At 45.1% G+C, this 14,867-nt stretch carries 14 protein-coding genes; all 14 read right to left on the minus strand.

Annotated elements, in window-relative coordinates; translation table 11 throughout:
- Positions 1-63 precede the first annotated feature (63 nt).
- The gene (locus OCU28_RS10165) at positions 64-3,438 is read right to left on the minus strand and encodes a DUF6701 domain-containing protein (protein ID WP_261816077.1); all 3,375 of its coding nucleotides are present in this window, start codon (positions 3,436-3,438) and stop codon (positions 64-66) included.
- Positions 3,431-3,901 carry a hypothetical protein gene (locus OCU28_RS10170; RefSeq protein WP_261816078.1) on the minus strand — a complete coding sequence of 157 codons (471 nt, stop codon included), beginning with the start codon at positions 3,899-3,901 and terminating at the stop codon, positions 3,431-3,433. Before OCU28_RS10170 ends, OCU28_RS10165 begins: the two co-directional genes overlap by 8 nt.
- Positions 3,891-4,655: a prepilin-type N-terminal cleavage/methylation domain-containing protein gene (locus tag OCU28_RS10175; RefSeq protein ID WP_261816079.1), complete on the minus strand. Its 765-nt coding sequence runs from the start codon at positions 4,653-4,655 to the stop codon at positions 3,891-3,893. Before OCU28_RS10175 ends, OCU28_RS10170 begins: the two co-directional genes overlap by 11 nt.
- A complete protein-coding gene (locus tag OCU28_RS10180; RefSeq protein ID WP_261816080.1) occupies positions 4,655-5,257 on the minus strand; it encodes a type IV pilus modification PilV family protein in 603 nt (200 codons plus the stop codon). Before OCU28_RS10180 ends, OCU28_RS10175 begins: the two co-directional genes overlap by 1 nt.
- Entirely contained in the window at positions 5,247-5,750 is a 504-nt protein-coding gene (locus OCU28_RS10185) for a prepilin-type N-terminal cleavage/methylation domain-containing protein (RefSeq protein WP_261816081.1), read from the minus strand. Before OCU28_RS10185 ends, OCU28_RS10180 begins: the two co-directional genes overlap by 11 nt.
- 134 nt (positions 5,751-5,884) lie before the next feature.
- Positions 5,885-6,367 carry a type II secretion system protein gene (locus tag OCU28_RS10190; RefSeq protein ID WP_261816082.1) on the minus strand — a complete coding sequence of 161 codons (483 nt, stop codon included), beginning with the start codon at positions 6,365-6,367 and terminating at the stop codon, positions 5,885-5,887.
- Positions 6,368-6,487: 120 nt separating this feature from the next.
- The gene (locus OCU28_RS10195; RefSeq protein ID WP_261816083.1) at positions 6,488-6,970 is read right to left on the minus strand and encodes a type II secretion system protein; all 483 of its coding nucleotides are present in this window, start codon (positions 6,968-6,970) and stop codon (positions 6,488-6,490) included.
- A 16-nt stretch (positions 6,971-6,986) separates the two neighbouring features.
- Positions 6,987-7,574: a type II secretion system protein gene (locus tag OCU28_RS10200; protein WP_261816084.1), complete on the minus strand. Its 588-nt coding sequence runs from the start codon at positions 7,572-7,574 to the stop codon at positions 6,987-6,989.
- A 238-nt stretch (positions 7,575-7,812) separates the two neighbouring features.
- A complete protein-coding gene (locus OCU28_RS10205; protein ID WP_261816085.1) occupies positions 7,813-8,280 on the minus strand; it encodes a hypothetical protein in 468 nt (155 codons plus the stop codon).
- Positions 8,264-9,484: a type II secretion system F family protein gene (locus tag OCU28_RS10210; RefSeq protein WP_261816086.1), complete on the minus strand. Its 1,221-nt coding sequence runs from the start codon at positions 9,482-9,484 to the stop codon at positions 8,264-8,266. Before OCU28_RS10210 ends, OCU28_RS10205 begins: the two co-directional genes overlap by 17 nt.
- A gap of 7 nt (positions 9,485-9,491) precedes the next feature.
- Positions 9,492-11,219, minus strand: coding sequence for a GspE/PulE family protein (locus OCU28_RS10215; protein WP_261816087.1), 1,728 nt, complete (start codon positions 11,217-11,219; stop codon positions 9,492-9,494).
- Positions 11,209-12,393: a hypothetical protein gene (locus OCU28_RS10220; protein ID WP_261816088.1), complete on the minus strand. Its 1,185-nt coding sequence runs from the start codon at positions 12,391-12,393 to the stop codon at positions 11,209-11,211. The genes OCU28_RS10215 and OCU28_RS10220 overlap by 11 nt, the downstream gene beginning before the upstream one ends.
- Positions 12,390-13,235: an ExeA family protein gene (locus tag OCU28_RS10225; protein WP_261816089.1), complete on the minus strand. Its 846-nt coding sequence runs from the start codon at positions 13,233-13,235 to the stop codon at positions 12,390-12,392. Before OCU28_RS10225 ends, OCU28_RS10220 begins: the two co-directional genes overlap by 4 nt.
- The gene (gene mshL, locus OCU28_RS10230; RefSeq protein ID WP_261816090.1) at positions 13,235-14,863 is read right to left on the minus strand and encodes a pilus (MSHA type) biogenesis protein MshL; all 1,629 of its coding nucleotides are present in this window, start codon (positions 14,861-14,863) and stop codon (positions 13,235-13,237) included. The genes OCU28_RS10225 and mshL overlap by 1 nt, the downstream gene beginning before the upstream one ends.
- Between the last annotated feature and the right edge of the window lie 4 nt (positions 14,864-14,867).

A 14,867-nucleotide genomic window follows, 5' to 3' on the forward strand; every position in this document is an offset into this window, starting at 1 on the left:
AAAGATTGAGATAATATCGGTTTTTCTGACTCTCTCCTGACTTAGGCCCTAAAAAAGTCGTTTTTAGTTAGCAAACATCCCTTTCTCACCACTGAATATTATTCTGTCATTGCCGCGAAAGGTGCCAAAGGTAACCACCGTTGATGGGTCCTCATCGCCTAGGTTTCGCCAATTGTATTGCAACCACGGTTGATTGGTAAAATCTGCGCCATTACTACAATCTACACCACTATCCGTTAGCTGTACCGAATTTGATCCCTGACGAAGCCACAAACGCACCTGTGCTCGCTCATTTTGACCCGATAATGGAGTATGCACAGCATTTAACTGTTGCGACTCTCCCTTTACCACCCCTTGATCGTTACTCGAGTCTAAACTGGCCTGAACAGCCTTAATATTTGCATTATTAGTCCAGATAGTTTGCGAGCAATAACGCTGAATACTATTGAAGCGACTCCCTGTATCAGCTGTAGACAGAACAAAGCTATTACCATTCCAATACTCGATTCTCAATGGTACTCGCACAGTCTGGCCGCTATTTCCGCCGACGTCTGCAAGGTTCATTCTTCCATAGCGAAATCTAGGCTGAATGTTGAATCGTTTACCTAGCATAGGCGAGTCACCTGCGCTATCAGGGATTAACGAGGGTATGTCTAAGGCTCCGATATTGACCCCATCAACCTCAGTGTCGACCTTTAGCCCAAAATCAATACCATTTTGTGTATCATAAGGACCATCAACCTCAGTCGTTAACGCTGCGCCAGATTGCGTTTTTCTCAATAATGAAAAATCAGTCATTTCTATTGCCAACGTAGAAGGGTCATTGGCTAGATCCTTAGGCCAGCTAGCTCCATTCCAGGTTTGAACGCCATCAATACGCCCTTCAGATACAAAATCAATTTCAGGGGTACTGCCCTTAGTTTGAGCAACATACCCAACCGTTGAGATTAATGAATCATCAAACAAGCCATAGTTTTGGGTTGCAATACCGCCCACGCCAACTGCTTGCAGTCTAAAGCTATGCGTGATTGGTTGGCTCATATAGGCAAAACCAGTGTGCCCTGTAGCATACTGCCACTGAACCCAATTGGAGTCAGGGCTCAGCATAGTTAATTGACTGGGTACAAAGCGCCCTACACTTCGCTGACCCGCCTGAATTGGCTCAAACAAATAATTACTATCTTGGTCTAGTTTCGCCTTGATTCTCAAGCTACCTGCCTCATCCCACTGCAAGGCATCAAATCTAATTCGACCGTCGATAACTGTATCATGGCCAATCCCGTTGTCAGGGATACCTTGCAGTCCTTTATCCCCAATCCGCCCATCAGATGGTGTATCAAGGCTTGCTTCAAGGGTTACAGATGCATCTGGGGCATCACTTGCATAGAAGTTTTTGGTTTCAAGATTAGCAAGCGCGGTTAAGTCATCACAGTAACTCGACACCTCCACATCACCTGAGGTATTACCGCTAACGTATTTAATCGGGATCGCATCTAATACAAATGGCGCCCCGGAAACCGCAAACTTATCACCGGTTTCAGCGGTTCCCTTTAGTTCGGCATTAGGTTTAATTGGGCTGCATAACGCAAAGGTCCAAGGCCTAGACTGCACACGATGCTCACCTTCAAAGGTAACGCACTCATTGCTGTCATTACCGTCGGCATCTTTTAGGCACAAGGTATCTTGCATTTTATAAGATACAGCCCCCGCTTCAGCATAAGCCACCTTAACCGTAGCTGTGCTATTAGAACCAAAATCCAACGGCATATTGGATGATGGCGTCGCCTGTCCATTAACTTGAATTACCTGATTAGGGCGCGCTGTTGAGTTGGGTTGAAGATACGCAGTGGCTAACAAATCAACCTGCTTAACCCCATTGTAATCCGCGGCAACTACGGGAGCATTATTCAAGCACTGTAGCGGCTGAACAGCTACCTCATCAGATTCTTTACCCGCAATTACATTAGTTGGATTCGGTGTAAATCCAAATTTATGCGCCACAAACTTATAGCTACCACTGACCGAGGTGTTGGCTTGATCGTTTTCCAAATAGCCCGTAACAGATACGCTGCCAACCACAGGCTCCTCAAGGGTCAAGCCAAGTACCCCTGCGCTATTTGGCTTGTAGAGGTTACCTCCTAGACTCGTTCCCTGCCCAGCAATCACAGCTAGAGAGGAATTAGGGCTCCCACTAGAGGTAACCACTATATTTCCGTTATAGGTGCCCCCGCTGTTATTGACCTCAAAGCGTATCGGTTGAGCCTCACAGGTAAGTTGAATCCCTTGATTGGGAGTAAGCGACAGGTCGTTACCTGGCAAGGGAGGTTGGCTACAATGGTCTTCAGTATGACTGATTTGTGCACTGCCATTAATGGCAATATCTTTTGCCGTAACCGAACCCAATACTTGAGTTACTCCGTGTATCTCTGCTGAGCCACGACTGAATATATTGGTTGACAGTTGATCGGTCGAAATTGAAATAGCTGCCGATTGGTTGTTCCAGTCTTCACCCCAGATATTCCACGTTTGATCACCATCACCCTCGACAATTATTTTGGCACTACCACCAATCGAAAGCTGATTTACTTTTAATAATGTACCCGGTTTGATATATAGCGTGCCGCCACCAGAGAAGGAGAAGCTACCAACATCATAGTTTAAACCGGTTAACTCATATTGACCTGACCCTAAGGTGATACTGGTATAACTTCCTTCAGCAATTGGCTCTCGTGCTGGCGTCCACCCCAGATTAATGCTTGGTCCAACTGGGTTAAAATCTTGCACTGCCGGTTGTGCGATAAGTAGGCTAGAATCTGCGACGCATTGCTGACCGTCACAAGCTGATTGCCAGTTTTGACGAATAACAGAACCAACCCCTACCGCGCCATTGCTTGTGCCAAGGATCGAGCCATTCCCTCCGCTGACATTTAACGATGAACCGGTAAACCAAGATTGGACCGCATGAGGAAATACTGCACACTGATCAGGCAGCTCAGGCTCGGGCGGTTCAGGCGGCGTAACCACTTCATCATTACTGCACTGAAGATCGCTAATACCGATTCCTGTTCCATTTAAATTGCCATTTTTTATATTGGCGGGCTTAGATTGACGTAGCGTTTTATTCCCATTATCAAGTTGATAGTAGTAAGCCATCCCTGCATCTTCTTGATACTCAATCCTCATTCGATAAGATTGGTTATTCTGCAGTCCTTGCTCATTAAAAATATAATCCGGATCGGAGTTATAATCTTGGGTATACCAAAGTGTCTGCTCTCTTTTATTGCCTTGTGTAAAATACAGTTCTTGGTAATCAGGTGAACCAACAACGGTAAACTCAATCACCATGTCCTGGGCACCGTTTACATGCTCACAGCGACTATCAGCAAACACTTGGCACGAGGTAAATAGCATAAGTAAGCATAACCAACGACTACTCATCTTTAATTCCTCTTACCCAAACACTCTGTTCTCGTTGTACTTCAAATATATTGCCGCTATTACATTTGGCGACACTGGTTAAGCGCAGATAGCGCAACTCATCAGGTACGTTTAGCGACGAAGATTCACATGCAATTATGGGGCTTAAACAGGGAATATTACTGTTTGTTACTAATGCAGCAGCGGCGGTAGCGGCATTGCTTGATAAGGTGTTACAGCGCTGAGAAAGTGCCTCGAAATCCTCTGAACCATTTAATGGAAACAACTGAGTCAGCCCCCATTGATTGGCTGAGCGAGCCAGCAGATTAGCCTGGTTTCCCAGCATCTCTCTGGTTAAAGTATCTTGGTTAGACCAACTCACACGCAATAAGCTCATTGCCAGCATGCCCATAACGAAGATAACAAAGATGGCAAGCAGCAATATATTGCCCTGCTGTTGACGTGAATTAAAGCTACGGAACATTGCTCACCTGTATATCGTGTTTATAGGAACTTCGCTCATCGCCATTAAAGAACAGAAGATCCAGATGTACTAGGCCACCTCGTTGTAGTGCGCTATCTTCAAACTGAAAGCGGCTCTCGGTTAGGCTTAAATCGGTAGCCACAGTGACGGTTGCGCCCTTGTTTTCTCGCACCAACCTCGCACTCGTACCATCTCCCATATCTTGCAGGCAGTAGGACACTCGGTTGTTATCCATATAGATATACACGCGATTAGCCGCTGAATCACTCGGTGGGCGCATAGTAACGCTGTAGTAATCCCCTGCGGTGCTACTCGAAACACCCTGTAGTGAACGGCTTTGGCCAGTGACGCTGTTTCCGGCATTATCTATTTCTAGATCAGCTATTCTAGTAGGGTTAATCACCATTCGAGTGTGCTGAGCAAAGGTATACGAGTAATCAAAATTTTGATTAGCTATCACAAACTCAATCGCATTAATGGGCTCTTGCTTGGTATAAAATCCAGCATACTGAATTGGGTAAAACTCAAGGCATCCTTGAGCCGAAATATGGATGCTATTAGGAACGGCATACTGCACCTCTCGCCCCATTTTCTCAAGAACAAAGCGTGCTTGCCCCTGTAAGCGTTGCCGCTCAACAGATTGGCTGTACCCCTTTAAGCCAAATTCAACAAAAGTAGTAATTCCCAGCCCGATAATGGCAACCACTACGATTGTGACCACAAGCTCAATTAGGGTAAAACCATTTCTTTTCATTAGAAATTTCCCTTATGTGCCACAAAGGTGAAATCCCCATACTGGCTAGCGGTAATCACTACCGTGATTTTTTTAAACAGCTTCGTGGTGCAGGCATCCGCTTTAACCAATAGGTCGCAATCGTAATCATAATTGATGGAAACCTCGGCCTTGAAACCCTGATAATCATCAGAGATTGTATTACCAAAGATATCAGACAGTGGGTACTGTTTATCGGCAGGGTGAGTACAGCGTTGACGTGAATCGCTACTGGTATACCAACAGCCAATGTAGTCATCCACATCATTAAAAAGGGCAACCGGCTCCTCGCGTCCCAGAGCAGAGTCATCAGTACAGCTAATGGTGGTCATGCTATCTGGGCCTAACTCCCCACAGCGATATTTACCACCGTCATGGTCACTATGTTCATCAAAGTTTCTTGCCAGTATCTCTGTCATTAGGCTATTCGCTAAGGCTGAAGCTCGCACCTCATAGTATGGCTTGGCTGATTGGGCAATTTGTGGGTACAGCACACTGACCAAGGTTATCATTGCCAAGCCTAAGATAATGATGACAAAAATACTTTCGACTAGGGTAAAGCCCTTACTGATTCTAGCAGCCATAAACATATCCTTGGCTGGTGATACACACCCCAGCATTATCGCTACTGCTATCAACCTCAATTTTGAGTTCAGCAGAGGGGGCAAGGGCTACGCAACTGCTACCAGACACCACGCAAGGATTACCTAACAGGTCAAACTGCACCTCCATCTCCGGCTGAAACTGCAAATCTTGGCCCTCAATCACGACCTTATGGCTAAACTCATCATCTTGATTAGGGGCACTCGCTGTACATGCTTCAACCGAGCCTAAACAATTGTCCGTGACTAATAACTGGTAGCGATTTGCTTGCGCATCACTACTCGAAACGTTGGACTGCATGCGCCCAAGTTGGATCTGACGAATTACCGATATACCTTGCTGCTGGGCAGCTTTAGCTGAAAAGCGTGACACCCCTAGGTATTGGCTCGACGCATACAAGCTAATGATCGCCAAAACAACGATCACCACAACTAATTCGATTAGGGTAAAGCCGGTATCTATGCGTTTTCTCATCGTGCGCTGTATAGCATCCATGGCAAGCTAAGTGGCTAATATTATAGTGAAATATAAACCATAAAAATAAACTGAAGTGGTACTAATTACAAAAAAAGGCCAGCAATGCTGGCCTTTGATAAGTCAGTTAACTATTAACAACCTGAATCTGTAACTTCAATAACTGGAGTCGCAACAGAGGTTGCCGCTTCGTTATATTGTACGTAGCAATTAGTTGCTTCAATTTCTGTCGCTCCAGATGCTGTTTTAGCAAATGTTGCAACTAGCGCAACTGTTGCAGGAGCTGTTGGTGCCGATGCAGTATCGAAGCTCCAATCGTCTTCTAGGCCTTGAACTGCATTTGCAATACCAGCAGATGTTGCCGCTGGGTAGCCAAATACAACGTCAATATCATTCGATGTTGTTGCAGATGATTGAGTTTCAATTCCCTCAATCGCAGCCTTACCGTAAACGATAGAGCCTGCACCCGCCATTGCACCTTTCAAGCCTTGTAGAGAAGACTCACGTGCATCAGATTGTAGATTTAAGAAACGTGGTGCCGCTGTTACCGCTAGAATACCTAGGATTACTATAACTACCACTAGCTCAATCAGTGTAAAACCACCTTGCTTTTTCATTTATTCACCTTGTGTTTTAAGTTAACTTTACTGTTACTAAATAATATAAATTTGTAAGTTTAATTTAACAAGTGGTTTGTTGTTTTTATTAAACAATAAACCACTCCCCTAGATTATTGATTAACAACCGTTTTCGATAACGGTAATGGTTGGTGGGGCGCCCTCATTTATCGGGCCATTGGCATCACGATCCAATGCATAAATCACTGAACATTGCGTACCGTTAGTATCAGGTGTACCAGCAAATCGCACCGCTACCCCTTGATTCAGATTCTGACCTGCTAAAGAAATTTCCCACTGCGTGGTATCACGCAACCCTTGCACTGCATCGACTATGCCCACATCCGTGTCATAAGGGTAACCATAAGCTAAAGGAACGTTGTCCACCGTAAAGTTTGGGTTATCTTCTTCGCCTTCAATAATTGCCTTGGCATAATAAATTGAAGCTGCGCTAGCCATTGAACCTTTGACCCCCTTCAACGCAGAGATCCTAGCATCCGATTGTAGATTCAAAAAACGAGGTGCCGCCGTTACCGCTAATATTCCAAGGATAACGATCACCACTACCAACTCGATTAATGTAAAGCCTCGCTGTTTTCGCATATTGTTCCCTTTAGCGTCACTTCACGGTGATCGAAACGTTGCCTTTCGATGCATCATATTCAAAATAGTGCGCCGCATCGCTGTGACTATTAGCTAGCTGTACGTAACGGCAAACGGTATCCCCTTCAACAGAAGCCAGGTATTTTACTGACTTAGCTGAGCTATCAGCATTAATCGAAGGTGGGTTTTGCAACAGGTGTCTAAATAATTCAATACAAACATCTGTATTGGTTATCCTTGTCGGTGACTCTTGCTTTTGAGGAGCATGATCATCCCCAAAATACGCCATAGGATAACCATCTCGAAGCTTGGTCTGTGTGCCATCTTTAAACTTGCTCGACGACAACTGAAAATAACTGCCATCATAATCAACATAATTGCTATTTGGGTTATCAGCCATTGAACGAGGGCGAGCTTTCGCCTCCCATTGCGCGCGAGCCGATAACACTGCGGTGGCAAAACCACCCGCCACAGCCTCAATACTGGCTTGCTTAGCTCTATCGGTTACATGCAAAAACTTTGGTAATGCCGCTACTGCCAATAAACCTAAAACAACAATAACTATGACCAATTCTATTAAAGAAAAGCCAGCACTTTTGTTCATTCCGATACTCTTTTTCAAAGTGCTATATTCCCTAGCTTTATTCTTAATATTGCACGACTGTTTCGTATGGATTGCATATGATTAACATAGCTAAAAAAAAACAGTTTTCCAAGAGGTATATACCCATTAAATCATTGCTTTATTTAAATTAATTATCTATTTCCTATAAAAAATCACTTCATAGGTTGCAAAATCAAACCACGGCCTTTTTAATTATTTTTTCAGATTCGCTCACCTATTAGCGAATCGATAGATCACCATGGCGTAATTGAATTCGAATACTGTCTCCATTGGAGAAAGTATAATCGCACTGATAATGGTCTGGCGCTTGAGTTAGTTGTGAGCTCAGCGGTTGATTAGGCGTTGCCGTATTAGTAAGCAATATATCCTGCCAAGCTTGGCACTCTTTATCACCTTCTAAGATAGGCAGTGCCCATCCTTTTTGGTTAAAGCTCACCCTATGACCATGGATGTTGGCATAGCGTGGTTTATCAAGCAGCACCCAGTGCTGCCTAAGGTTATTCGCTCTATCCAATGCACTCCTTGCAATTAACTGTATCGATGCCGAATTTGCTTGTTCAGATATTCGATTTAATGCGAACAATAAACTGCCTATCAAGACCAACACCACAGCAATCCATGCACTTAAGCGAACCATCGAGGGCGGGGTTGTAATAACCGTTCTCTTACTAGCCTTGGATGGCATCCAACATACCCCACATCGGCAAGAAGATACCCAGCGCAAGAATTAACACCATACCCGCCACAATCACCAGTAAAATAGGCTCAATGCGAGCGGTTAGGGTTTTAAGGTCATAGTCGACTTCTCTATCGTAAAAGTCAGCTACCTCTAATAATAACTCGTCCACACGCCCTGTCTCTTCCCCAACAGATACCATCTGCAGCACCAGAGGGGTAAAGATTCCAGTATTTCTTGCCGCTACCGTAACCGAGGTTCCGCCTTCGATAGCAGACTTCATATCCAGTAGCCTAGCTTCTAAATATTTGTTGTCCATAGCTTCAGCAGATAGAGCCAATGAGTTATTCAACGGCACACCAGATTGGAGCATCAATGAAAAGGTTCGCGAAAAGCGTGCCAATTGAGCTCGGTTTACTATGTCACCAACCACGGGAAAGCGCAGACGCATTTTATCCCACTTTTCACGTCCATCCGCTCTGCTTACCCAAGCCTGAAACGCAAAAACGCAGCCCACGATAACCCCTATAATCAAGGTCCAATACTCAACAAAGAAGTTGGATGTACCTATCAGAATTCGAGTAGGCAGAGGCAGATCCACACCAAAGCGGTTAAACATACTTGCAAACTGCGGTATGACCTTTAGATTCAATACAAACATAGCTATGGTGATAAACGAGATCACCAGTATTGGGTAACGCATAGCGGTTTTGATCCGCTTTCGAGTTTCTAGCTCTTGCTCATAGTAATGACTAAGCTGCAACAGTGCTTGGTCTAGCCGCCCGGTGTTTTCACCCACCGCAACCATAGACACAAATAAAGGACTAAACACACTCGCGTGAAGCTGCATTGAGGCCGAGAGGCTGCGCCCATTAGTCAATTCACTAGCAACCTCTTGCAACGCTTGTTTAAGCTGTTTGTTGGAGGCATCCGCGGTTAAGCTGCGAATAGCTCGTAGCAATGGAATACCAGCCTTGGTTAGGCTATACATCTGGCGGCAAAATATCACATAAACATCAAGCGGCACTGCTGGCGTTAACATAGACTGCCAATCAAAACTTGCCTTGGTGTTCGAGCTATTGGTCTTAATGGTAATAGGGATTACCCCTTTTTCCATCAGCGACTCCGCCGCTAACTCTTCAGTCGCCGCTTCAACCAGCCCATTAACTTTTTGACCTTCAAGGTCACGTCCTTGATAACGAAAGGTAGCCATATTTTACCTATATAAAGTGCTGCTCAATAACACCAGAGCCATCACCTTCACCGAGCATCATCACTTCAGCAAGGCTAACCGTTCCTTGAAGAGCTAGCTCCATCGCCGAAATCAATAGCGGTTGATACCCTTCTGCATGGCGTGCTTGCTGAGCAAAACCAACGGCATCATTGGCACGTAGGGCATCCATGAGTTGCGAGTCAAATTCAAGCAGTTCAAACACCCCGATTCGACCTTGGTATCCAGTAAGGTTGCAGCTTTGACACCCCTGACCTTTGGCAAAATGACTCATAGCCTGGTTGGGGAATCTAGCTTCTAGCCAATTCTTCTCATTAGCAGTGGGTTCAACGGTTTGCGAGCAATCAGGACATACGCGACGAATCAACCTTTGTGCCAATACTGCCCTTACTGAACTGGCCACAAGATAGCCAGGAGCCCCCATATTCATCATACGCAACGCGCTGTCTACCGCATCGTTGGTGTGCAAAGTACTGAGCACTAGGTGACCGGTCAATGCAGCTCTTAGGCCAATCTCAACCGTTTCTTGGTCCCGCATCTCCCCGACTAAAATGATGTCTGGATCTTGACGCAAAAAAGTTCGCAGTACAGTAGAAAAATCCAAGTTGATCTTGGAGTTTACCTGCACTTGATTGACCCTAGGTAAGCGGTATTCAACCGGGTCTTCAACTGTAATAATCTTCTTAGAGGGCGAATTGAGCTCTGTCAAAGCCCCATAAAGCGTGGTTGTTTTACCCGACCCTGTAGGGCCTGTTACTAAAATCATGCCATGTGGGCGCTGCAACTGACGCCGCAATCGCACCAATATATCTTGTGGTAAACCCGATTCTTCTAGGGCGCGGATGCCATTACTTTGATTGAGTAAGCGCATAACAACCGATTCACCGTATTCCACTGGCATGGTCGACATACGAATATCAATTGATTGACCTTTAACTTTGATATGAAAGCGGCCATCTTGTGGCAAACGCTTCTCAGATATATCCAGTTGCGCCATCAGCTTAAGACGAAGCACCAAGGCTGATGAAATGTTTACTTCGTTTAAAATTGTCTCATGTAGGATACCGTCTATACGCTGTCTCAAGCGTAAAACCTTGTCATCCGGCTCAATATGGATATCTGAAGCTCCCACCTGAACTGCATCTTCAAATAATGAGTTGATCAGTTTTACAACGGTGACCTCTTCACTATCAGCAAAGCCAGAAATATTAACTTCAAAGCTATCGGTAGTTTGGTGTTCAGCTTGCAACTGCTCCGCAAAAGAGGCTATCTCTTTGGTCCGGCGGTAATAGCGATCAAAGCCTGCCACTAGCTGTTTTTCAGAAGCAACCACCAATTTAACCTCATACTGAGAAAGTATGCGTAGCACCGATTCTTGAGCAGAAAGATCCGCCGGATCGCTCATTGCCACCGTGACAACATGGTCGTGACGTGTGATAACCAAAGCGCGCAACCGCCGTGCATGAACCTCAGGTAAAAGCTGAACCGCATCAATATCAACCTGAATGCGATTGAGATCCACTAACGCAAGGTTCAACTGTTGAGCTAGAAATGTCAGCAACTGCTTTTCTGAAATAAAACCAAGCTGAATAAGAGAGTCACCCAGCTTACGGCCAGTTTGCTGTTGAGAGGCTAATGCTTGCAGCACCTGATCTTCAGAGACAATGCTATTCTCAACCAATAAGTCACCGAGACGTTTTACTAACTTAATTGCCATTATCGATCCCCTCAAGAGAGTTCAGCAGCTGCAACCTATCACGGACAAACGCTTGAGTCTGCTTTGATACACCAACCAAACCTAACGCTTTGGTGTACGACGATTTTGCATCTGCATACTGCAGTTGACGCTCTTGTTGAATAGCTAAACCTAGCCACCAGCGTGCATTGTTCGGATCTCTTTCAGTGAGCATCTGATAGCTCAAGGCAGCAACTTCGACATTTTTTAGTTGCTGCGCCAAACCGGCTCGAAGCGCCAAATACTCATCACTGGCACTATCGGGAATATAGGTTAGTGAAGACAAGGCGGCTTCAGGCTGTTCTTCTTTTACTAACAGCTTAGCTAGAGCAAACCGCAGATCTCCCCCTTTTTCATTAATCGCAATCCCTTGCTGCAATAGGTTGATCGCCCTTCGCGAGTCTTTACGTCCATAATAAATTGCTGCTAGTTTTTGACGCGTTTTTTCATCGCTCGGAACTAATTTCAGTGCCTTGTGATATTCAGTAAATGCTGTTTTTATATCGTTCGAACTCAATGCGGCTTCTGCGCGAGCAATTGATTTATCGGCAAGTTGTTGTGGTGTCAAATCAACCTGCTGCACTACCATTTCAGATTCAGGGGTTACCTTCGCTTTTGCAATCAGAATCGGTTTCTCAATCGGTGTAGCCAGCGCCTGCTTTGGAGCATGCACCTTAGGTGCTGGGGATGTTTTAGCCTGTAATGCTGGCTGAGTAGCCTGCTTGGCAGTAACTACTGGTTTTGGCTGTAGGTTTGCCGCTTGAGATTCGACGGCTCCAGTTGCTACAGACTTAGCTGTTACTGGCTTAGCTGTGACCGACTTTTCTGTAATCGGTTGCGCTTTTGGCTGTGGATGGAAGACGGTTACACTGTTCGGTTGTACTTGATTTCGAGTTGGTGAGGAAATAGAGTTCAGCACGGTTCCAGATTCAATAGCATCAGGCTGTTGCACAATGAGGTCATCTTTGACCAACAATGAAGGCTGCTGCTGAGATACCGCATAACTACCAATCGCTAGGCTGAGACTAAATCCTGCCACTAACCATACTATAGGGTGCGATTTTTTTAATTTAGGCACCTCTGCTCTATGCAGTTTAGATGCTGCATTTTCATCTTGTTGCGCCAGCTTATTTAAAGCGCTATTTACTACACTCATACCTGCTGCCATCCCCATAAAAATGGTGTTCTATACCTTGGTTTTTCCATTACATAGCTATCTTTTATTGCATTGAACACATGCTGATTAACGATTTGTACGTCCTTCGAGTTAACCGCTAGCAATAAAGTTTTATGGCACAGTTGATTCATAATTCGAGGGGTTCCTGACGCCGCTCGCCAGATGGCTTTCTTGTGAGCTAGGGTAAATAGCTTTTTATTACCACCGCTCTGGGTTATGCGGTGATCAATATAAGCAACCCCTTCCTCCACTGACAATTGACGCAGTTGAGCACTAAAGGTGATCCTTTGTCTAAACTGACGTAAATGATGTTGAGCTAGTCGTAGTTCCAACTCAGGCTGACCTATCAACACTATCTGTAGCAGCTTTTCGGTCACCGTTTCTAGATTGCCAAAAAGACGCAGTGTCTCCAAAGCCTCATCACTTAACGCTTGGGCTTCATCAATTAACGCAACCACAGGTCTTCCCTGTTCTCGAAGTTGCACCAGCTTGGCTTGTATTTCATCTACAATGGCGTGCGGATTGGATACCTCGAGTCCAAGCTCTTTAGCAATGGTGTACCTTAAGCCATCACCATCCAACACTGGATTAGGTAAATACACTAAGGAGTAGTCGGACTGTAACTGCTCAATGAGCATACGACAGACCATGGTTTTACCCGTGCCAACCTCACCGATAAGCTTAACCACTCCCTCCCCCATATTTAGGGCAGACATTACCGTCTGGATTGCCTCATAGTGTGGCGGCAACCCATGAAATAACTGGGTATTTGGCGTTAAACTAAAGGGCATTTGATGAAAACCAAACTGAGTTAAATACATTATTTTTCTTCTGGGAACCACTCATTGAGCAGACTGCGTGAACGCTCGATCTCTTGCTGCCAGGTGTTCACCCCAACCACGGTTGGTTTAAGTAAAATAACCAGCTCAGTCTTAACCGATTGCTTTGATGTATTACGGAATAGATGCCCAAGACCGGGGATATCGCCTAAGAATGGAACCTTAGACACAATATCGTTCTCACTCGATTTCATCAGACCACCAATCACAACTACATCACCATCCGCAGCACGAATAACAGAATCTGACTCTCGGATAGAGCTTTTGGCAAGTGGCAGTTGCAGTACGCCGGTGCTATCACCAAGGTCTATGCTTTTAAGCTCAGTAGTTACATCAATAACAGCGGGGTGTACATGCAGTAGTACATTACCTTTATCATCGATTTGAGGGGTAACATCCAACGAAATACCGGAGAAGAATGGGGTCAACTCTATATCAGGTGCGACATTGGCATTATCGCCACTGCCAACAACGCTAGTCACATCGGTAACAAAATACTCATCTTCACCAACCTTAATTAGGGCTTTCTGATTATTTGCAGCCGTTACCCTTGGACTCGATAGGACGTTTAAATCCCCTTGAGTTGCCATAAAATTCAATACCGCTTGGAAATTACCATCTGAGATAGTGAGGTTAGTAGACCCACCTAAGGCGTCCCCAATTGGATCAAGCCCAGCTAAGGTTGACGCTGTGCGGTTAACAACCATACTCGCACCACCAAGTGAGGCACTCATGTTGCTCCATTCAATCCCTTGTTGATAACCATCACGCAGGGTCACCTCTAGGATCTTAGTCTCTAAGATCACCTGACGTTGCAGGCGCTTTTGAGACACATCAAGGTAATTACGAATCTCACGAATTTCGTCTGGGTATGCTCTAACTGTAATAACGCTCGCTTGCGGGGAAACCACCACACTGCGTCCACCTTCTGAGCCAATTAAGGTCGCTACCGACTTCTCTAACTGTGACCAGAAATCACTTTCACTGGTAGTTTCAATATCAGTACCACCCGTTTTTTCTGAAGACGACGATGACGAGTTATTGTTGTTTGAATTAGACGAATTAGACGATGAGTTATTTGAGTTGTCGCCATTAGAGACTACTGAACCATTTGTAATCGAGGTCAATGAACGCCCAATACGCTTCATTTGCAAATAATCGACAGGGATAGTCTCGGTACGAAGCCCAGCTGGGAATACCTGAATAACCTTGCCAGTACGAGTGATGTTATAGCCATATATATCGCGAACAACATTTAACACCTCATCAATAGTGACATCGGTAAGGTTTACCGTAATGCGCCCTGCCACGGATGGGTGCAGTGCAACGCTGTACTCACTACCCTGTACTAAACTGGCAAAAAACGCCTTCGCGGCAACATTATTTGCCTGCACTCGAAAACGCTTTAGTTTGTTATCAGAAGTCGTATCAAGGCTATTAAGGTCTGGCATCAAATCGGCTTGCACCGATGCCGGAAGCTCATCTAGATTACGACTATTCGCTTGGTTGGCAGCTTCATTTAGAGCCTGCTTTACTTCGACTGGGTCTCTGTGTCCCATAGAGCATCCTGCTAGAACAACAGCGACTATACCCAAAATAAAAATACGCATGAAT

It is taken from the genome of Vibrio gallicus (assembly GCF_024346875.1).
Classification (GTDB): Bacteria; Pseudomonadota; Gammaproteobacteria; order Enterobacterales; family Vibrionaceae; genus Vibrio; species Vibrio gallicus.

Coding starts and splice junctions, on each gene's coding strand:
- OCU28_RS10165 (WP_261816077.1), bottom strand. CDS start 3,438: ATGAGTAGTCGTTGGTTATGCTTACTTATGCTATTTACCTCGTGCCAA.
- OCU28_RS10170 (WP_261816078.1), bottom strand. CDS start 3,901: ATGTTCCGTAGCTTTAATTCACGTCAACAGCAGGGCAATATATTGCTG.
- OCU28_RS10175 (WP_261816079.1), bottom strand. CDS start 4,655: ATGAAAAGAAATGGTTTTACCCTAATTGAGCTTGTGGTCACAATCGTA.
- OCU28_RS10180 (WP_261816080.1), bottom strand. CDS start 5,257: ATGGCTGCTAGAATCAGTAAGGGCTTTACCCTAGTCGAAAGTATTTTT.
- OCU28_RS10185 (WP_261816081.1), bottom strand. CDS start 5,750: ATGAGAAAACGCATAGATACCGGCTTTACCCTAATCGAATTAGTTGTG.
- OCU28_RS10190 (WP_261816082.1), bottom strand. CDS start 6,367: ATGAAAAAGCAAGGTGGTTTTACACTGATTGAGCTAGTGGTAGTTATA.
- OCU28_RS10195 (WP_261816083.1), bottom strand. CDS start 6,970: ATGCGAAAACAGCGAGGCTTTACATTAATCGAGTTGGTAGTGGTGATC.
- OCU28_RS10200 (WP_261816084.1), bottom strand. CDS start 7,574: ATGAACAAAAGTGCTGGCTTTTCTTTAATAGAATTGGTCATAGTTATT.
- OCU28_RS10205 (WP_261816085.1), bottom strand. CDS start 8,280: ATGCCATCCAAGGCTAGTAAGAGAACGGTTATTACAACCCCGCCCTCG.
- OCU28_RS10210 (WP_261816086.1), bottom strand. CDS start 9,484: ATGGCTACCTTTCGTTATCAAGGACGTGACCTTGAAGGTCAAAAAGTT.
- OCU28_RS10215 (WP_261816087.1), bottom strand. CDS start 11,219: ATGGCAATTAAGTTAGTAAAACGTCTCGGTGACTTATTGGTTGAGAAT.
- OCU28_RS10220 (WP_261816088.1), bottom strand. CDS start 12,393: ATGAGTGTAGTAAATAGCGCTTTAAATAAGCTGGCGCAACAAGATGAA.
- OCU28_RS10225 (WP_261816089.1), bottom strand. CDS start 13,235: ATGTATTTAACTCAGTTTGGTTTTCATCAAATGCCCTTTAGTTTAACG.
- mshL (WP_261816090.1), bottom strand. CDS start 14,863: ATGCGTATTTTTATTTTGGGTATAGTCGCTGTTGTTCTAGCAGGATGC.